Source organism: Sphingopyxis sp. HIX (assembly GCF_001468285.1).
Taxonomy (GTDB): domain Bacteria; phylum Pseudomonadota; class Alphaproteobacteria; order Sphingomonadales; family Sphingomonadaceae; genus Sphingopyxis.
In genome coordinates this window covers 21,458-39,867 of the sequence record NZ_LNSB01000011.1, presented here as the reverse complement: position 1 = coordinate 39,867, position 18,410 = coordinate 21,458, and the positions used below count along the sequence as shown (strand labels likewise).

21 protein-coding genes are annotated in these 18,410 nt (G+C 67.9%); 15 read left to right on the top strand and 6 right to left on the bottom strand.

What is annotated here, in order from left to right; all coding sequences use genetic code 11:
* Positions 1–48: 48 nt before the first annotated feature.
* Positions 49–1,392: a PQQ-dependent sugar dehydrogenase gene (locus ATE62_RS07205; protein ID WP_058808391.1), complete on the bottom strand. Its 1,344-nt coding sequence runs from the start codon at positions 1,390–1,392 to the stop codon at positions 49–51.
* Between the two features lie 154 nt (positions 1,393–1,546).
* Between ATE62_RS07205 and ATE62_RS07200 the strand changes: the two genes are divergently transcribed.
* Positions 1,547–1,777: a hypothetical protein gene (locus ATE62_RS07200; RefSeq protein WP_231736171.1), complete on the top strand. Its 231-nt coding sequence runs from the start codon at positions 1,547–1,549 to the stop codon at positions 1,775–1,777.
* A 4-nt stretch (positions 1,778–1,781) separates the two neighbouring features.
* Here the strand turns inward: ATE62_RS07200 and argC are convergent, their stop codons facing one another.
* The 3 genes from argC to ATE62_RS07185 form a co-directional block, all read right to left on the bottom strand.
* Entirely contained in the window at positions 1,782–2,702 is a 921-nt protein-coding gene (argC, locus tag ATE62_RS07195; protein ID WP_058808392.1) for an N-acetyl-gamma-glutamyl-phosphate reductase, read from the bottom strand.
* 4 nt (positions 2,703–2,706) lie between these two features.
* Entirely contained in the window at positions 2,707–3,648 is a 942-nt protein-coding gene (locus ATE62_RS07190) for a C40 family peptidase (RefSeq protein WP_231736170.1), read from the bottom strand.
* A 76-nt stretch (positions 3,649–3,724) separates the two neighbouring features.
* Positions 3,725–5,137, bottom strand: a complete 1,413-nt coding sequence (locus ATE62_RS07185; protein WP_058808394.1) for a leucyl aminopeptidase family protein — start codon at positions 5,135–5,137, stop codon at positions 3,725–3,727.
* 55 nt (positions 5,138–5,192) lie between these two features.
* Between ATE62_RS07185 and ATE62_RS07180 the strand changes: the two genes are divergently transcribed.
* From ATE62_RS07180 to ATE62_RS07145, 7 genes are all read left to right on the top strand, one after another.
* A complete protein-coding gene (locus ATE62_RS07180; RefSeq protein WP_058808395.1) occupies positions 5,193–6,029 on the top strand; it encodes a DUF4163 domain-containing protein in 837 nt (278 codons plus the stop codon).
* Between the two features lie 10 nt (positions 6,030–6,039).
* The gene (locus ATE62_RS07175; protein WP_082662655.1) at positions 6,040–6,975 is read left to right on the top strand and encodes an SDR family oxidoreductase; all 936 of its coding nucleotides are present in this window, start codon (positions 6,040–6,042) and stop codon (positions 6,973–6,975) included.
* Between the two features lie 39 nt (positions 6,976–7,014).
* On the top strand, positions 7,015–7,197 hold the full coding sequence (locus ATE62_RS07170; RefSeq protein WP_058808396.1) for a DUF3008 family protein: 183 nt from the start codon (positions 7,015–7,017) through the stop codon (positions 7,195–7,197).
* A 299-nt stretch (positions 7,198–7,496) separates the two neighbouring features.
* Positions 7,497–7,790, top strand: a complete 294-nt coding sequence (locus ATE62_RS07165) for a hypothetical protein (protein WP_197411685.1) — start codon at positions 7,497–7,499, stop codon at positions 7,788–7,790.
* Positions 7,791–7,901: 111 nt separating this feature from the next.
* Positions 7,902–8,420 carry a hypothetical protein gene (locus tag ATE62_RS07160; RefSeq protein ID WP_231736169.1) on the top strand — a complete coding sequence of 173 codons (519 nt, stop codon included), beginning with the start codon at positions 7,902–7,904 and terminating at the stop codon, positions 8,418–8,420.
* A gap of 717 nt (positions 8,421–9,137) precedes the next feature.
* Positions 9,138–9,599, top strand: coding sequence for an RNA polymerase-binding protein DksA (gene dksA / locus ATE62_RS07150; RefSeq protein ID WP_058809620.1), 462 nt, complete (start codon positions 9,138–9,140; stop codon positions 9,597–9,599).
* Positions 9,600–9,715: 116 nt separating this feature from the next.
* Positions 9,716–10,099, top strand: a complete 384-nt coding sequence (locus ATE62_RS07145) for a PilZ domain-containing protein (protein ID WP_231736168.1) — start codon at positions 9,716–9,718, stop codon at positions 10,097–10,099.
* A gap of 78 nt (positions 10,100–10,177) precedes the next feature.
* Here ATE62_RS07145 and ATE62_RS22800 read toward each other — a convergent pair whose 3' ends face one another.
* A complete protein-coding gene (locus ATE62_RS22800; RefSeq protein ID WP_082662654.1) occupies positions 10,178–10,336 on the bottom strand; it encodes a DUF465 domain-containing protein in 159 nt (52 codons plus the stop codon).
* A gap of 139 nt (positions 10,337–10,475) precedes the next feature.
* Between ATE62_RS22800 and ATE62_RS07140 the strand changes: the two genes are divergently transcribed.
* Both ATE62_RS07140 and ATE62_RS07135 read left to right on the top strand, forming a co-directional pair.
* Entirely contained in the window at positions 10,476–10,673 is a 198-nt protein-coding gene (locus ATE62_RS07140) for a YdcH family protein (RefSeq protein ID WP_058809618.1), read from the top strand.
* Between the two features lie 98 nt (positions 10,674–10,771).
* Entirely contained in the window at positions 10,772–11,245 is a 474-nt protein-coding gene (locus ATE62_RS07135; RefSeq protein ID WP_058809617.1) for a DUF1465 family protein, read from the top strand.
* Positions 11,246–11,404: 159 nt separating this feature from the next.
* On the opposite strand, the gene ATE62_RS07130 is transcribed toward ATE62_RS07135, so the two are convergent.
* Positions 11,405–12,487, bottom strand: coding sequence for a DUF2332 domain-containing protein (locus ATE62_RS07130; protein WP_058809616.1), 1,083 nt, complete (start codon positions 12,485–12,487; stop codon positions 11,405–11,407).
* A gap of 39 nt (positions 12,488–12,526) precedes the next feature.
* Here ATE62_RS07130 and hisG point away from each other — a divergent pair, with 39 nt between their 5' ends.
* From hisG to ATE62_RS07105, 5 genes are all read left to right on the top strand, one after another.
* Entirely contained in the window at positions 12,527–13,183 is a 657-nt protein-coding gene (hisG, locus tag ATE62_RS07125; protein WP_058809615.1) for an ATP phosphoribosyltransferase, read from the top strand.
* Entirely contained in the window at positions 13,170–14,462 is a 1,293-nt protein-coding gene (hisD, locus tag ATE62_RS07120; RefSeq protein ID WP_058809614.1) for a histidinol dehydrogenase, read from the top strand. The genes hisG and hisD overlap by 14 nt, the downstream gene beginning before the upstream one ends.
* A 7-nt stretch (positions 14,463–14,469) precedes the next feature.
* On the top strand, positions 14,470–14,922 hold the full coding sequence (gene nusB, locus ATE62_RS07115; protein WP_058809613.1) for a transcription antitermination factor NusB: 453 nt from the start codon (positions 14,470–14,472) through the stop codon (positions 14,920–14,922).
* 115 nt (positions 14,923–15,037) lie between these two features.
* A complete protein-coding gene (gene thiL, locus ATE62_RS07110) occupies positions 15,038–15,967 on the top strand; it encodes a thiamine-phosphate kinase (RefSeq protein ID WP_058809612.1) in 930 nt (309 codons plus the stop codon).
* Between the two features lie 291 nt (positions 15,968–16,258).
* A complete protein-coding gene (locus ATE62_RS07105) occupies positions 16,259–18,373 on the top strand; it encodes a sodium-translocating pyrophosphatase (protein ID WP_058809624.1) in 2,115 nt (704 codons plus the stop codon).
* Positions 18,374–18,410: the final 37 nt, after the last annotated feature.

Sequence of the window (18,410 nt, the reverse complement as noted above, 5' to 3'; positions counted from 1 at the left end):
CTATTGCGTATACCGACAGCGGCCCCCGCCTTCGCGGGGGCGACGCTTTTACCCCGCCTTCGCCACCCGCCAGATCACCCCGCCGGTATCGTCGGCGATCAGCGCGCTGCCGTCCTTGGCGACCTTGACGTCGGCCGGGCGGCCGCGGGTGGTCTTGCCGTCCTTGCCGAGGAACTGGTCGAGCAGCGCGATCGGCAGCGCCTCGGCGGGTTTGCCGTTGGCGCCGAACTTCACGAACACGACATCGTAACCCGACACCGGCTCGCGGTTCCACGAGCCGTGGCGGGCGATCAGCGCGCCGTTCGCGAAACGCTCGCCGAGGTCGAGCCCCTGGGTGAAGGTCATGCCGAGCGGCGCGGTGTGGGCGCCGAGCGCATATTCGGGGCGCCGGACATATTGGCGGCGATCCTCGGCCTCGGGCTCGACCCGCGGATCGACGAAGCCGCCCCAATAATACCAGGGCCAGCCATAGAAATCGCCCTCGTCGACCTCGGCCAGATAGTCGGGGACCAGGTCGCTGCCGAGCATGTCGCGCTCGTTGACCACGGTCCACAGCTGGTCGCTGCCGGGGTAGAAGGCGACGCCGACGGGGTTGCGGATGCCCGCGGCGAAGGTGCGCATATATTTATTCTCGGGGCGCACCTCGAGCACCGCGGCGCGGCGGAACTCGCGGTTCATGCCCTTTTCGCCGATGTTCGAATCGGCGCCGACGCCGATGTAGAGCCAGCCGTTGGGCGCCGCGGCGAGGCTCTTGGTCCAGTGGCGGTTGGTGCCCTTGGCGGGCAGATCGACGATCTTGACGGGCTTGCCGCTCATCTTGGTCTCGCCCGCGACATAGGGGAAGGCGAGCAGCGCGTCGGTGTTCGCGACATAGAGCGTATCGCCGACCAGCGCCATGCCATAGGGCGAGTTGAGGCCGGTGATGTACGCGGTCTTGACCTCGGCCTTGCCGTCGCCGTCGGCATCGCGGAGCAGCGTGATGCGGTTCGCCGACGGGCGGCGGCCGGTGCCGCCCTTGCCCATCAGATTTTTCATCACCGCGCCCTCGATGCCGCCGTCCTTGCGCGGGGGGCTCTGGCTTTCGGCGGTCAGCACGTCGCCGTTGGGGAGCACGAGGATCGTGCGCGGATGGTCGAGCCCCTCGGCGAAGCGCTGCACGGCGAGGCCTGCGGCGGCGCGCGGCGCCTGGCCCGCGGGCCAGCTCGTCGCTTCGGGCACGTTGATCGTCGGAATGGTCTGCGCGTCCTGCGCCCCCATCACGGGCACCCGGCCGCTCGTCTCGGCGGTCGAGAAGCGCGCCACATCGGGCCGCGACATGATGTAGAGCGTGATGCCCCCGACGATCAGGATCAGCAGCAGGGCGAGGAGGACATATTTCAGGATCTTGCGCATGAGCCCATGTCTACACATGCGGCGCGCCGTGGCAAAGGGGCGAAAAGCGGAGGCACCATGGTTAACCGATGGCGCGCTGCGATTAACCTTACCCGCTCGTTCAGCACTATTGGGAACGGCGCGGTGAGGCGGCGCGCGTAGAGCGGTGCCCGACATGATCGGGGACACCATGGAACTGCCGGCACCTTATCTGCCCGACCGCGCCGCGGTCGACGAGGCGCATGCGCTGATCGCGCGCCACGGCGACGAGGCGGGCTATGCCGCGGCGGCGCGCGCCGAACAATATCGCGTGCTAGGCAACCACATCCACTTCGCGCGCTGGCGCCAGATCGAGCGGCTGATCACCTATCTCTCGATCGAGGACGTGCTCGGCACGGTCCACTGAGGCCCTAGATGCGCAGCCCCGCGGTTTCGGGCAGCCCTGCCATGATATTGAGGTTCTGCACGCACGCGCCGCTCGCGCCCTTGCCGAGATTGTCGAGCCGCGCGACGAGACGCAGCTGGGTGCCGTCGGCGCCGGCGTAGAGCATCAGCTCCATCGCGTCGGTCGCGGCATCGTCCTTGCGCAGCAAGAGCTCGCTCTCGTCGCCCGCGCGGCGTACGCTGACCAGCGGCGAGCCGGCGTAATGCGCGGCGAGCGCGTCATAGGCCGCATCGGCGGTGGGCGCATCGAAGGCCAGCGGCACTTCGACCAGCATCCCGCGATACACCGGCACCACCGCCGGCGCGAACAGCGGTGAATGGGTTAGGCCCGCGCCGTGCTGCATCTCGGGCACATGCTTGTGCGCCAGCGACAGGCCATAGCCGCGAAAACCGATGTCGGGTTCGGCCTCGAAGCGCGCGATCAGCTCCTTGCCGCCGCCCGAATAGCCCGACACCGCATTGACGCTGAGCCGTGCTTGCCTGTCGACGATGCCCGCCGCGACCAAAGGCGCGACCAGCGCGAGGAAGCCGGTGGGATAGCAGCCGGGGTTGCTCACGCGCGTCGCTGCGGCGATGGCCTCGCGCTGCCCCGCGCTCAGCTCGGGAAAGCCATAGGCCCAGCCCGGCGCGACGCGGTGCGCGGTCGAGGCGTCGATCACCTTGGTGCGGTCGTTGGCGATCATCGCCACCGCCTCGATCGCCGCGGCGTCGGGCAGGCAGAGGATGACGAAATCGGCGTCGTTCAGCGCCGCGCGCCGCGCGTCCGCATCCTTGCGCCGCGCCTCATCGAGCGTCAGCAGCGAAAATTCGGCCCGTCCGGCGAGCCGCTCGGCGATTTCGAGGCCCGTCGTTCCCGCCGCGCCGTCGATGAAAACCGTATATGTCATAAGTTTATCGCAGTCTTTTAGTGCCGCTCACCGGCGGCGCATGTCCCTTGGCGGCCGATCGTGCGATCACGTCGGCCAGCGGCTCCACCTTCACCGCCATCCATCGTCGGCTGGCGTGGATGATGTTGCTGGCGTCGGCCATGATGCCGACATGGCCGGGGAAAAAGACGAGGTCGCCGCGCCGGAGTGCGGCCGGATCGACATCCTTGTCGGCGCCGAGCGATGCAAGCTGCAGGTCGCTGTCGCGCGGCAATTGCACGCCCGCCGACGCCCAGGCGAGCTGGACGAGGCCCGAACAGTCGATCCCTGCGGCCGTGCGCCCGCCCCACAGATAGGGGGTATCGACCATTTCCTCGGCGACCGTGGCGGCATCGCGCTCTTCGGCATCGGCGTCGACCAGCGCCGCGAGCGGCAGGTAGCCGTGTGCGGTCGCGAGCCATTCGCCCTCGGCCTCGCCCATCACCAGCGCGCCGCGCGGCAGCACCGCCGACCCGCCGCTCGCGGCGTCGGGGGCGCTGTGCAGCAGGGCTTCGCTGGCGCGCACGCGGTGCGTCGGGGCGATCGGCGCGCCGAGCGCGTCGGCGGCGAGATAGCCGACATAATGGTCGGCGAGACAATAACCCCACGCCCAGCCGCCGGTCAGGTCGAGCAGCGCAAAGCCCTCGCCGTAGAGCAATTCGCTCGTCTGGTCGGCATCGAGCGACGGCGCGCTGCGCAGCACCGCGGAGGGCAGCACGCAGCTGCTCATCATCGGCGCGGCATAATGCGGCGCGAAATGCTGCCCCGCGACCGCGATATCGGCGAGGTCGGGGCGGATCGCGACGACGCGCGGGTCGTAGCTTTGCGACGTCCCGCTCAGCCCGAAACGGTCGCGCCCCGCGCCGACCGCGCCGGGGCGTCCCATGCGGATGCGACCCGCCGCCAGATGTTCGCCCTCTGCTGTCACTCGATGTTCCGATATGTCGTCAAAACCGCCGTCCGGCGCTCAATCGCGGCGCATTAGCCCAGCGGTGGCGTCTTGATCAAGAAGCATCGCTCTTGCGGCGGCGGTCATAGCGCGACTGCAGCATCGCCCAGGTCGCGCGCAGCCCGAGCGCCGCGCCGCCCTTGGGCCGCCCGTGCTTGGCCGAGGGGCGCCAGGCGAAGGTGTCGATATGCGCCCAAGCGATGCCCTCGCCGACGAAGCGCTTGAGGAACAGCGCCGCGGTGATCGTCCCGGCAAAGGCCGATGAGCCCGCGTTGCCGAGGTCGGCGATGTCGGTTTCGAGCAGGTCGGCATAGGCGTCCCACAAAGGCATGCGCCACAGCGGGTCGTCGCGCTCGATGCCGCCCGTCAGCATCGCCTCGGCCAGGCCATCGTCATTGGCGAAGAGCGGCGGCAGGTCGGGGCCGAGCGCGACGCGCGCCGCGCCGGTCAGCGTCGCGAAATCGACGATCAGCTCGGGCTTGTCCTCGCTCGCCTTGGCCAGCGCATCGCCGAGCACCAGCCGGCCCTCGGCGTCGGTGTTGCCGATCTCGACCGTCAGCCCCAGCCGGCTCCTCAGCACATCCCCGGGGCGGAAGGCGTCGGCCGAAATCGCATTCTCCGCCGCCGCAACCAGGCAGTGCAGCCGCACGGGCAGCCCGCCCGCCATCACCAGCTCGGCGAGCGCCAGCACATGCGCGGCGCCGCCCATGTCCTTCTTCATCAGCCGCATGCCCGCCGACGGCTTGATGTCGAGCCCGCCGCTGTCGAAGCTGATCCCCTTGCCGACGAGCGCGACCTTGGGGTGGCTGTCCTTGCCCCAGACCATCTCGATCAGCCGCGGCGCGTGGTGCTTTGCGGCCGCGCGCCCGACAGCGTGGATCATCGGATAGCCCTGTTCGAGCGCCTCGCCCTTGGTGACGGTGAGCTTCGCGCCATGCGCCTTGGCGATGCGCTCGGCCTCCTTTTCGATCGCCGCGGGTCCCATGTCGGCGGCGGGGGTGTTGACCATGTCGCGCACCAGCGCGGTGGCGCGCATCTCGGCGACCACCGCCGCGATCGCGCCGACGTCGCTGGTCAGCAGCACGCGCGGCGCGCGCGCTTCGGCTTTGGGGCGATAGGTGTCGAAGCGATATTGGCCGCTCATCCAGCCGAACATCGCCTTGCCGGGCTGTGCGCCTTCGACGCGGTAGCGGCCGTCGGGCAATATCTGCCCCAGCTTGGCGAGGCACCAGGCCGACAGGCTGTCGACATTCGCGACCGCGGTGACGACGCCCCATTTCTCCGGATCGTCGCCGGGCAGGATCGCATGGACAAAGGCGTCGGGCTTGAACCCGACCGCGGCGAGATGCGCCCGCTCGCGCGCGCTGCGCCCTTTGAGCCAGCCATCGTAGCTCTTCTTGTCGACGAGGTGGATGGCGCGCGCGTCCTGCCCCTTGTCGGGCTGGATCAGGTCGGAATAGTCGGTCATGTGCGCGGTGCTAGGCCCGCACGGAAACTTTGTCGATTCCCGGCGTTGTTCGGGCATGGCTATCCGAATCTCCCCTCGCTTCGCCCCCGCGCTCGTGCCGGCGATCCTGCTCGTCGCGGCCTGCTCGGGCGAGCCCGAACCGACCCAGGCCGAAAAGGAGGCGGCGGCAAAAGTGCCGGGGGCGCCGCCGGGGGCGATCGACGATGTGAAGGCCGCCAAGGCGACGGCGTCCAACGTCGAGGAAAAGAGCGAGCTGATGGAATTCGCCTACAGCTACCCACTCGAAGCCGCGCAGATCCCGCGGCTCGCCGAATGGCTCGACAGCGACCGTGCGACGAAGCGCGACGCGCTGGTCGCCGAATCGCGCCGCGACCAGGCGCTCGCGAAAAAGGAGGGCTTTCCCTATCGCGCGCACAGCCACCTCCAGACATGGCAGCGCGTCACGAACACCCCGCGTTTCCTCAGCCTGTCGAGCGAGATCGACACCTATACTGGCGGCGCGCACGGGATGACCAATTTCGACACGCTGATCTGGGACCGCAACAGCGGCGAGAAGCGCGCGCCGCTCGACCTGTTCGCCAGTGGCAGTGCCTTCGATGCCGCGATCCGCGACGATTTCTGCGCCGCGATCAAGCGTGCGAAGGCAGCCAAGGGCATTCGGCCGCAGGGCGAACCCGACGGCGTGTTCGCCAAATGTCCACCGGCCTCGGCGCAGACCGTGTGGCTCGGCTCGTCCGACGGGCGGCACATCGACCGGCTGACGATCGCGATCGCGCCCTATGAGATCGGCGCCTATGCCGAGGGCGATTACCGGATCAACCTGCCGGTGACGGCGAAACTCGTGGCCGCAGTGAAGCCCGATTATGCGCGCGATTTCCGGGCAGGGCGCTAGGAGGCGCGGCATGGCGAAGCAGCCCAGGGCCGGCAAGGTCGGCGAAACCCCCGCGGAGAAAAAGGGCAAGAAGCGCGCCGCGGCGAAGCTGAAGAAAGAGGTCGGTGCGGGCAAGACGATCGCCAAGCCGCCCAAGGACCGCGAGGCCGACCTCGACCGCGCGCCCAAATGGCAGCCGCGCTATCCGGGATCGGGACGGCTGGACGGCAAGGTCGCGATCGTGACCGGCGGCGACAGCGGCATCGGGCGCGCGGTGTGCGCGCTCTTTGCGCGCGAGGGCGCCGATGTGGCGATCGTCTATCACGACAACCGCGCCGACGCGGTCGAGACCGCGGCGATCGTCGAGGGCGAGGGCCAGCGCGCGATCATCGTCAAGGCCGATGTCGGCAAGGTCGACGCGGGCGCGAAGATCGTCGCGAAGACCGTCGACAAGCTCGGCCGCCTCGACATCCTGATCAACAATGCCGGCGAGCAGCACCCCACCGAGGATATCGGCGACATCAGTCCCGAACAGTTGCAGCGCACCTTTGCCACCAACATCTTCGGCATGTTCTATCTGGTGCAGGCGGCGCTGCCGCACCTCAAGAAAGGCGCGGCGATCGTCAATTGCACCAGCGTCACCATGTACCAGGGTTCGGCCGGGCTGCTCGACTATAGCGCGACCAAGGGCGCAATCACCGCCTTCACCCGCTCGCTGAGCGAAAACTTGGTGGGCAAGGGCATTCGCGTCAACGGCGTCGCGCCCGGCCCTATCTGGACTCCGCTCAACCCGCGCGGCGGCGCGCCGGTCAGGAAGGTCGCCACCTTCGGCGAGAGCACCCCGATGAAGCGTCCCGGCGAACCCAATGAGGTCGCGCCGTGCTTCCTGTTCCTCGCGTGCGACGACAGCAGCTATATGTCCGGTCAGGTGCTGCATCCCAACGGCGGGACGATCGTTAATGGGTAGGGGCGTTAACGGATGACGGGGTCGGGCAGGAGAAAGACGATGCCAGCCAAGTCCAAAGCTCAGCAGCAAGCCGCGGGCGCGGCGCTCAGCGCGAAGCGCGGGGATACGCCCAAGTCGAAGCTGAAAGGCGCGTCGAAGGAAATGGCCGAGAGCATGACCGAAAAGCAGCTCGAGGATTTCGCCAGGGGCTCGACCAAGGGCAAGCCCGAGCATGTGGATTGAAGGGGGCGGTTGCTGTCGCAGGCCGCATGATGTTCGCGCAGAGGCGCAGAGGCTTCAAAGGGGGCTGACTTTCCTCTCTGCGTCCGTTCGCCGCCCAAAACCCGATATCCCGGCCAAAAAAAAGGCCGCCCCGTGGGGCGGCCTTCGATAGGGGACCGGACGAACCGGCCGCCAGTGGATAGGTTTATGCCGCGTCCTGTTCCTGGTCGTTGCGGTTGGCCGCGCGGCGGCGCGCGACGAGCGCGGCGGCGGCGGCGCCGAAGAGCAGGAGCATCGGCGGTGCGGGGACCGGCGTCGGGGTGCCCGACGAAGTGCCGCTGCTGCCGCCCGAGCTCGACGAGGACGAGCTCGACGACGAACTGCTGCTCGACGAGGAGGACGAGCTGCTGCTCGAACCGCCGAAACTGCTGGTGCCGCCGGTGGCGCCCGACGAGGTTGCGCCCGAGGACGTGCTGCTGCTCGACGAGGACGACGAAGACGAGGAACTCGACGAGGAAGAGCTGCTGCTGCCCGAGCCGCCGCTCGACGACGAGCTGCCGCCCGAACCGCCGTTCGAACCGTGCGACGATCCGCCCCAGCTCGAGCTGCCATGAGACGATCCGCCCTTTGACGAATTGCCGTGCGACGAGCCATGCGAGCTGCCGTGCGATGACCCGTGCGAGCTGCCATGCGAGGACCCGTGCGACGATCCGCCCTTCGACGAATTGCCGCCGCCCGACGAGGACGAGCTCGACGAGGAGGACGAAGACGAGGAGCTCGACGACGAACTGCTGCTCGACGACGACGTGCTGACGTTGCCCGACGAGGTCGAGACGTTGCCCGAGGAGGTGCTGACGCTGCCGGTCGAGGTGCTCACCCCGCCGGTCGAGGTCGACACGCCGCCGGTCGAGGTGCTGACGCTGCCCGTCGAGGTCGACACGCCGCTCGAGGTCGAGACGCTGCCGGTCGAAGTCGAGACGCCGCCCGTCGAGGTCGAGGTCGAAACGCCGCCGGTCGAGGTCGACACGCCCGACGAGGTGCTCGACGAGGTGCTGACGCCGCCGGTGGTGGTCGAGGTCACGACGATGCTGCCGCTGCTGCCGCCGCCCGACGACGAACCGCCGAAGAAGCCGCCGAAGAAACCGCCGCCGAAGCCGCCGCCAAAGCCGCCGCCGACCACGGTCACACCGCCGCCGCCACCGCCGCCGCCTTCCCAGCCGCCGCGCTGCGGGAAGGGCGCATAGGGGATCGGGGGCAGGGGGATGGTCTGCGTCACGACCTGCGTCTGCGGGGTCGCGGTGCGAATGACCTTCTTGGTGGTGACCACGCGGCGCACGCGCTTGACCGGCTTCTTCGCCGCGTAGCGCTTGCGCACGACGGGCTTCTTGCCGGTGCAGGGCGAGCAGCTGCTGACCTTGCGCACCTGTGCCGCCGCGGGCACGTCGCTGATCTGCATCGCACCGGTGCCGATGATCGCGCCGCCGCAGGTGCAGGCGCAGAGCTTTGCGAGGGCCATTCGGACTGACATAGGTTTCTCTCTCTTTTCCCGTTGCTTGGTGGGAAGGCGCCACACCCCGGCACCCGCTTGCACCTTCTGCTAGGGCCAAATGGCCAAAGCTTTGTGAACGCGTCCACGGCGTTAACCCCGTTTGACTGTCCAGCAGCGGGAAAAGGTCGAGGGAATCAACACCCATCGAACCGACTGTCCCAAAACCGGACGGAAGTTGCCGCGATTCCCTGTGCTTGGTTAACTTTCGGCCCGAAATCATGCCCCGGACTTATGCGGCGAGGCGTCCGGGAATCGGGCCGGCGCGCGCGCCGGTTCAGCCCTGCTTCACCGCGCCGCCTCTATCCGCCGCTTCGGCGCTTGTGTCCCACCCAACGGCTGGTTATAGGCGCGCCACTCCCCCGGTCCGCCACGTCCGGCGGGACCGCGAGACGAAAGGACGTTAGAGCCCGTCATGCCGACCCAGACCGCCGACATTGGCGCCGACGCGCTCCGCGAAGCCAAATCCAACCTCGATTCGGACTATGTCCCCAGCGACGACGAAGAGTTTATGAATTCGCGGCAGCAGGATTATTTCCGCGGCCTGCTGCTCGCCTGGAAAAAATCGATCCTGACCGAAAGCGAATCGACGCTGGCGCAGCTGCAGGATGGGCCGCTGCGCGAACCCGACCTCGCCGACCGCGCGTCGAGCGAGACCGACTGGGCGATCGAACTCAGGACTCGCGACCGCCAGCGCAAGCTGATCTCGAAGATCGATTCGGCGATCCGCCGCATCGACGAGGGCGAATATGGCTATTGCGCGGTGACCGGCGAGCCGATCTCGCTCGCGCGGCTGCAGGCGCGCCCGATCGCGACGATGACGCTCGAGGCGCAGGAGCGCCACGAGCGCAACGAGCGGATTTCGCGCGAAGACTGAGAAAGTCTGCACCAAGTCGGGACGACTTCGCTTTATTTACGTTTCCGCAAGGGCTGCGCCCTAGGTTCCCGCCCGTGAGTTTTTAACGCGGGGAACAGGTCGCAATGGAATCGCGCGTGCCGACATCGGTGGACGAAGAAGTGGCGGCGCTGTCGCGCGGCGCCGACCGGGACAGTTTGTTCATGCAGGCGCGGGTGGCGATCGCCGGCAGGGCCGAGCCGGTCAGCGTGCGCGTGCGCAACCTGTCGGCGGGCGGCATGCTCGCCGAAAGCCCGGTGTCGGTTGCGCAGGGGACTGCGGTCGAGGTCGAGCTGCGCAACATCGGGCCGGTGCCCGGGCGCATCGTCTGGACCGGCGAGAAGAAATTCGGGATCGCCTTCGACCGCGCGATCAATCCGCAGGCGGTGCGCCGCGACGTCGCGCCGCAAAAGGAAGAAGTGCCGCCGACGCTCGCCGGCCTTCGCCTGAACAAGGGCCGGCCGCCGATCCGTCCGCGCTGACCCGTTCCACCTTTGGAAGGAGCAGCCGACCAACCGGCGGCCTGACTTGCGAGGGCTCAGTAAGCCCTCCGGCGATCGTCAGCCGATCGCGTAAAGCTCTTCCTTGATCTTGAGCTTCTGTTTCTTGAGCTGTGCCAGCAGGCCCACATCGGGGGCCGGGCGCCGTTCTTCATTCGCAATTTTCGCGTCGAGGTCCGCGTGGCGGGACTTCAGGGCGGAAAGGTGCGACATGTTCATCGGCCAGTCTCCTTCATTTTCGACTCGGTTGGCAGGCGAAGTAAAACATGGATCGATGCGATTGTGGAGCGGTTAACGCGGCGATTCGCCGAGGCGGTCCCCGTTGCGGACAAAGTGTGATTCTGGCAGGAGGCACGCTGTGACCCCCGAAGAGATCAGCCAGCGCCTCGAACTGCTCCGCGTCGAACATCGCGACCTCGACGCCGCGATCATCGCGCTCGGCGCATCGCCGATTCCCGACCAGCTGCAACTGGCTCGATTGAAAAAGAAAAAGCTGCGCCTGCGCGACGAGATCGCCTGGTGCGAGGATCAGCTGGTCCCCGATATCATCGCCTGACCCGCCCGCGGCGTGATTCAAAACGGGACGCCAGCGCGCCGTGAAAATGATGGTTAGCGGCGTTGCTACCACCCCCGCCGGCGTGGCATATTTTTTTCATGAACAGGGGGCTTTCCGCACAAGCGCCGATCGGGCTGCCGGTCCAGCGTGCACAGGTCGAGAATCTCTATGTCGACGCGATGCTCCTCGCCGACGAGGCGCATACCGCTTTTGCCGCGGCGCGCGACCTGGGCGAAGCGGGCAGCCGCGACGCTTTGCTCCATATCGGGCTCGCCTGCGAATCGCTCAAGACCACGACGCGGCTGATGCACATCATCGCCTGGCTGCTCCACCGCCGCGCAATGATGGCGGGCGACGCCGGCGCGGGCCCGAACGACAGCGCGGCGCGCATCGGCGAACCCGTCGCGGCCGACTGGGACATCTGCATCCAGTTCGAATCGCCGATCCGTAGGATCATCGCGGCGAGCGAGCGCCTGTTCGAACGTATCGCGGCGCTGGAAGCGGGCTGGCAGTCGCCGGTGACCCCGCCGCCGGTGCAGGCGCTGCTCGCGCGGCTCGAAGCGCGGCTTTGAATTTGGCGGTTTTGGGTGGTTTCCAGACCGTCCCCTATTTTCCGTTTGTGTCGAGCGAAGTCGAGACACGCGAAGGCTGGCGCGCCCCAAGCGTGTCTCGACTTCGCTCGACACGAACGGGATTTATAAGTTGGCTTGTCTGCTATCGCCCGAAACCGGTCAGCCCGCCAGCCACTCCACCCACGCGCCATGCGCGTGCGATCGCCCGAGCAGCTTCGGCGCGTCGCCGCCGGGCCAGTATCGCACGACCAGTTCATGGCTGTGCACCGTGCGGTTCGCCTCGAGCGCGATCCACGCCAGCGGGCGCTCGGCGGTCGCGCGCGCGCCCGCGGCCTCCATCGCCGCGGTCACGCGTGCCTGTTGGTCGGCAGGCACATATTGCCAGACGATCGAGTGCATCAGCACCCGCACCGTCCCCGCGGCCTGCGGTTTCGCGAGCTCGGCCTCGACGAAATCGGCTGCATTCATCTGCACGATATCGGGCTTTTCCTCGCGCGCCGCCGCGATCGCGGCCTCCATGCGTTCGAAACGGACGCGGTGCTCGGGCCAGATATAGGCCTTGAGCCGCAGCGCCTGCGCCGGATCGGTCAGGTCGACCGGCGCGACGTCGCAGCCCTTCGTCCCCGCGATCGCGATCTTGTGCTGCGGCGGGTGCCGCCCGCGCCATTCGGGGGTGAAGGCCATCACCCCCGGCTGCGGCCCGACCTGCACCCCGCCGAGGTCGTAATGATAGCGCGCGAGCATCAGATTGATCCCCGCGCTAGACCCGATCTCGAGGCATTCGAAGCGCGGCGGCAGCCCCTGCTCGGTCAGCCACAGCATCGCCGCGATAAAATTGGCCGAGCGCCCCGCTTCGTTGGTCTGCGGCGGCCCATCGAGCCACGGCAGCAGCGCCGCCTCGTTCCGCCGCACCACTCCCGCGACGATCGCCGCATCGTTGATCCCGTCGGCGTCGGCATAGACGGGTGCCAGCTCGCGCGCCGCGCCCGCTAGGTGCAGCGCATGCAGCCCGCCCGCCGCGCGCAGAGGAAGGGCATCGGCGAGCGGCGCGCCCTGCCACTCGGCGATCCGCCGCGCGAATTCGGTCGCGGGCTTGTCGAGCAGGGTCGCCAGCGCGGCGACGATCCGCGCGGTCACCGGGGCGTCGTTCGCGCGGCAGTACAGCACCTGATTGTGAAAGGCGTCGCGGACCATGCCGGCTCCCTTGTCGTCCAGTTCCATCGGTCGATACCGCTCGCTCATTGCCCTTTCTCCCGGCGCGCCTTATGGGCCGGGGCGCTTATGCCCCAACCGATCATCTTTGCCATCCCGAAAGGGCGCATCCTCGACGAGGCGCTGCCCCTGCTCGCGCGCGTCGGCATCGAGCCCGCGGCCGATTTCTTCGACCCCAAGAGCCGCGCGCTGGTGTTCGGCACCAACCAGCCGCACATCTCGCTGATCCGCGTGCGCGCCTTCGACGTCGCCACTTTCGTCGCGCATGGCGCGGCGCAGCTCGGCATCGTCGGATCGGACGTGATCGACGAGTTCGACTATTCGGAGCTCTACGCCCCCGTCGACCTCGGCATCGGCCATTGCCGCCTGTCGCTCGCGGGCCCCGCCGACAGCGCGCCTCCGGGGATCGGCGCGAGCCACATCCGCGTCGCGACCAAATATCCCGGCACCACGCGCCGCTGGTTCGAGGCGCAGGGCATCCAGGCCGAGTGCATCAAGCTCAATGGCGCGATGGAGATCGCGCCCAAGCTTGGGCTCGCCTCGCACATCGTCGACCTCGTCTCGACCGGGCGCACGCTCGTCGAGAATGCGCTCGCCGAGCAGGTGGTGATCAGCGACGTGTCGGCGCGGCTGATCGTCAACCGCGCCGCGTTCAAGCTGCGCTCGGCCGAGGTGCCGGCGCTGGTCGAGCGCTTCCGCCAGGCGGTCGGCGATGCGGCGGCTTGACGCCTCCGACCCCGGCTTTTCGGCGGCGTTCGACGCGCTGGTGAACGACCGGCGCGAAAGCGCGTCCGACGTGTCGGCCGACGTCGCCGCGATCGTCGCGCGGGTGAAGGCCGAGGGCGACGCCGCGCTCGCCGATTATACGTCGAAATTCGACCGCTTCGATCTCGACGCACGCGGCTGGAGCATCTCGAAGGAGGAATGCGCCGCCGCCTATGAAGCGCTCGCGCCCAAGCTGCGCGACGCGCTCGACCTCGCGGCGGAGCGCATCCGCGCCTATCACGCCGCGCAATTGCCCGAGGACCGCGACTATCGCGACGCGACCGGCGCCCGCCTCGGCGCCCGCTGGAATGCGGTCGATGCCGCGGGGGTCTATGTGCCCGGCGGGCGGGCGGCCTATCCCTCGTCGGTCCTGATGAACATCATTCCCGCCAAGGTCGCGGGGGTCGAGCGCATCGTGATGATGACGCCGACGCCCGACGGCGAGGTCAATCCGGTCGTCATGGCCGCCGCGCATATCGGCGGGGTCGACGAGATCTGGCGCGTCGGCGGGGCGCAGGCGGTCGCGGCACTGGCCTATGGCACTGCGAAGATCGCGCCGGTCGATGTGGTCACCGGCCCCGGCAACGCCTGGGTCGCCGAGGCGAAGCGCCAGCTCTACGGCGTCGTCGGCATCGACATGGTCGCGGGGCCGAGCGAGATCGTCGTCGTCGCCGACGCGCGCAACGACCCTTATGTCATCGCCGCCGACCTCCTGAGCCAGGCCGAGCACGACCCGACCAGCCAGTCGATCCTGTTCACCGACGACGGCGATTTTGCCGATGCGGTCGCCGCGGCGGTCGCGCATGTCATCCCGACGCTGAGCACCGCGGCGACGATGCAGGCGAGCTGGGCCGAGAACGGCGCGGTGATCGTCGTGCCGACGCTGGCCGACGCGATACCCTTAAGCGACCGCCTCGCGCCCGAGCATCTCGAACTCGCAGTCGACGCCGACGTCGCCGATGCGCTGTTCGCCAGGGTGCGCCACGCGGGCTCGATCTTCCTCGGCCGCCACACCCCCGAGGCGATCGGCGATTATGTCGCGGGACCGAACCATGTCCTGCCCACCGGGCGCCGCGCGCGTTTCTCGAGCGGGCTGTCGGTGACCGATTTCATGAAGCGCACCAGCTTTCTCGCACTGGACGAATCGGCGCTGGGCGCTATTGGGCCCGCTGCCGTCGCGCTCGCGCGCGCCGAGGGGCTGCCCGCCCACGCGCTCAGCGTCCAGAACAGACTGAAATAGAAAAGCCATGAACAAACGCGCCCAATCCCGCTCCGCTGCCCGCCTCGCCGCCGTGCAGGCGCTCTATCAGCATGAGATGGAGGCGACCCCGGTCGCGCAGCTGATCCACGAATTCCACCAGCACCGCATCGGCGCCACGATCGAGGACGCCGAATATGCCGATGCCGACGTCGCCTTCTTCGACGACATCGTCAAGGGCGCGCTCGCGCGGCTGCCCGAGATCGACGCCGCGATCGTCGCGCGTCTCGCGAGCGGCTGGTCGATGGAGCGGCTCGACCGCACGATGAAGGCGATCCTGCGCGCCGGCGCCTATGAACTCGTCGCGCGCGGCGACGTGCCGGTCGGCGCAGTGGTCAGCGAATATGTCGATGTCGCCAAGGCCTTCTTCGACGGGCGCGAAGCGGGGTTTGCCAACGGCCTGCTCGATGCGATCGGCAAGGATGTGCGGACGAAGAGCTAAACTCCCATCCGAAATCCGTTCGTCCTGAGCTTGTCGAAGGACCGTCCTTTTTCTGTTAGGGCGTCAAAGGAAGAACGGCCCTTCGACAAGCTCAGGGCAAACGGAGGAGGGTGATGTGAGCGAAGCCGACTTCATCGCCCGTCTGCGCGCCATTGCGACCGATCCCGCCGCGCGCGGGCTGGCGGATGATGCAGCGGTATGGGAAGGCCTCGTCCTCACCCACGACATGATCGTCGAGGGCATCCATTTCCTGCCCGATGACACGCCGCAGGATGTCGCGTGGAAACTCGTCGCGGTGAACCTCTCGGACCTCGCCGCCAAGGGCGCGGTGCCCGTCGGCATCCTCGTCGGTTACAGCCTCGGCGACGCGGCGTGGGACGCGGGGTTTGCCGAGGGGCTCGATATCGCGCTGCGGCGTTTCGGTATCATCCTGCTGGGGGGCGACACGGTGCGTGCGCCCGCGGGCGCGCCGCGCAGCTTCGGGCTCACCGGGATCGGCCGTGCCCCGGCGGGCGGGGCGCCATCGCGCAGCGGCGCGCGGCCGGGCGACCAGATCTGGGTGACGGGGACGATCGGCAACGCCGGGCTCGGCCTCGCAATGCGGCTGGGGCAGGAGGAGGCGAACGAGACCTGCCTCGCCGCCTATCGCCGCCCGCAGCCGCAGCTGACCTTCGGCCAGGCGGTGGTCCCGCATGTCCATGCGATGATGGACGTCTCCGACGGCCTGTTCATCGACGCGCAGCGCATGGCGGAGGCCAGCGGCTGCGAATTCGGGATCATGATCGAATCGATCCCGCTGTCGGCGGCGCTGCTCGCGGTGCGCCCCGACGTTCTCGATACGCGGCTCGCGGCGGCGAGCGCGGGCGACGATTATCAATTGCTCTTCACCGCCGATACGAATGCCGCCGCCGCCATTCGCGAGATCGCGTCGGGGCTGAATGTCGCCGCGACGCCGGTCGGCCATGTCGGGGTGGGGCAGGGAATCACGCTCACCCACCGCGCGCAGCGCATCGCGCTGCCCGCGCGTCTCGGTTTCATGCACTGATAGCAGCCTGATAAATAGGGACAGTCCCTATTTAATCGGCGGCGCGGATGTCAGGTTCGCACGCTTGAGAATATTAAATGGGGACTGTCCCTATTTATCTGCGCAACGCCTTGGATCGGTCGGAAAATTGCCGAAAAAGCGGGGTTGCCCTCGGCTTTCTTTCTTCCCATAACCCCGGCGTCCAAATTTGGGGCGGTCGCATCAGGGGAGAGAGCGAGCCGGCATCAATAAGTCGGACGTTCGACTGCTATCTCACGCGTCGCCCTTCTCATGGGGAAGGAAGAGACACGCATGAATCCGGTTTTGATCGCGATAGCGTGCGGCCTGTTGGCCGTGCTCTATGGCTTCGTTACCTCCCGGCAGGTGCTCGGCGCCTCGGCCGGTAACGAGAAGATGCAGGAAATCGCCGCCGCCATCCAGGAAGGCGCCAAGGCCTATCTCGGCCGGCAATATCGCACCATCGCCATCGTCGGCGTCGTCGTCGCCGTGCTGGTCGGATGGTTCCTCGGCCCGATCTCGGCCACCGGCTTCGTCATCGGCGCCGTGCTGTCGGGCGTCGCCGGCTTCGTCGGCATGAACATTTCGGTGAAAGCGAACGTCCGCACCGCGGCCGCGGCGCAGACCGGGCTGCAGGCCGGCCTGACCATGGCGTTCCGCGCCGGCGCGATCACCGGCATGCTGGTGGCGGGGCTCGCGCTGCTCGCGATCTCGGTCTTCTTCTGGTATCTGACCGGTCCCGGCGGCTACACCGTCGGTCAAGAGGACCGCACGGTGGTGGACGCGCTCGTCGCGCTCGCTTTCGGTGCTTCGCTGATCTCGATCTTCGCGCGTCTCGGCGGCGGCATCTTCACCAAGGCCGCCGACGTCGGCGCCGATCTGGTCGGCAAGGTCGAAGCCGGAATTCCCGAGGACGATCCGCGCAACCCCGCGGTGATCGCCGACAACGTCGGCGACAATGTCGGCGACTGCGCCGGCATGGCCGCCGACCTTTTCGAAACCTATGTCGTGACCGTCGGTGCCACCATGGTGCTGATCGCGCTGCTGCTGAAGGGCGCGGGCGATGCGCTCGTTCCGCTGATGAGCCTGCCGCTGCTGATGGGCGGCGTGTGTATCATCACCTCGATCATCGGCACCTATTTCGTCCGCCTCGGCGGCGGGACCAACGTCATGGGCGCGATGTACAAGGGCTTCCTGGTCACCGCGGTCCTGTCGATCCCGGCGATCTGGTTCTCGACGCAATATGCGCTCGGCGACATGGCGACCAACATCGCCGGGACCGAGTTCAACGGCACCGACCTTTTCTATTGCTCGCTGCTGGGCCTGATCATCACCGGCCTGATCATCTGGATCACCGAATATTACACCGGCACCAACTATCGCCCGGTGCGGTCGATCGCCAAGGCCTCGGAAACCGGCCACGGCACCAACGTGATCCAGGGTCTTGCGATCAGCCTGGAAGCGACCGCGCTGCCGACGCTCGTCATCTGCGCGGGCATCATCATCGCCTATCAGATCGCGGGCATCGTCGGCATCGCCTTCGGCGCCACCGCGATGCTGGCGCTGGCCGGCATGGTCGTCGCGCTCGATGCCTATGGTCCGGTGACCGACAACGCCGGCGGCATCGCCGAAATGGCGGGGCTCGACGACAGCGTGCGCGAAAAGACCGACCTGCTCGACGCCGTGGGCAACACGACCAAGGCGGTGACCAAGGGTTATGCCATCGGTTCGGCGGGTCTGGCGGCTCTGGTGCTGTTCGGCACCTACACCGCCGACATCACCGAATATTCGGCTAAGCTCGGCCTCGACGCACCGCTGACCTTCTCGCTGTCGTCGCCGTACGTGATCGTCGGGCTGCTGCTCGGCGCGCTCTTGCCGTACCTCTTCGGGGCGTTCGGCATGACCGCCGTGGGCCGCGCGGCGGGCGAGGTCGTCAAGGATGTTCGCGACCAGTTCAAGAGCAACCCGGGCATCATGACCTATGAATCGAAGCCCAATTATGCGCGCACGGTCGACCTGGTCACCAAGGCGGCGATCAAGGAAATGATCGTGCCGTCGCTGCTGCCGGTGCTCGCGCCGATCGTCGTCTATTTCGTGATCCGCGCGGTCGCGGGCCCGGCCGAAGCGCTCGAGGCGCTCGGCGCGCTCCTGCTCGGCGTGATCGTCGGCGGGCTGTTCGTCGCCATCTCGATGACCTCGGGCGGCGGCGCATGGGACAATGCCAAGAAGTATATCGAGGACGGCAACCACGGCGGCAAGGGCAGCGAGGCCCATAAGGCCGCGGTGACCGGCGACACCGTCGGCGATCCGTACAAGGACACCGCGGGTCCGGCGGTCAACCCGATGATCAAGATCACCAACATCGTGGCGATCCTGCTCCTCGCGGCGCTGGCGCACGGCGCGGCCTGAGCCGAACCGCCCGCGCGGGCAACGAAAAGCCTCGCCG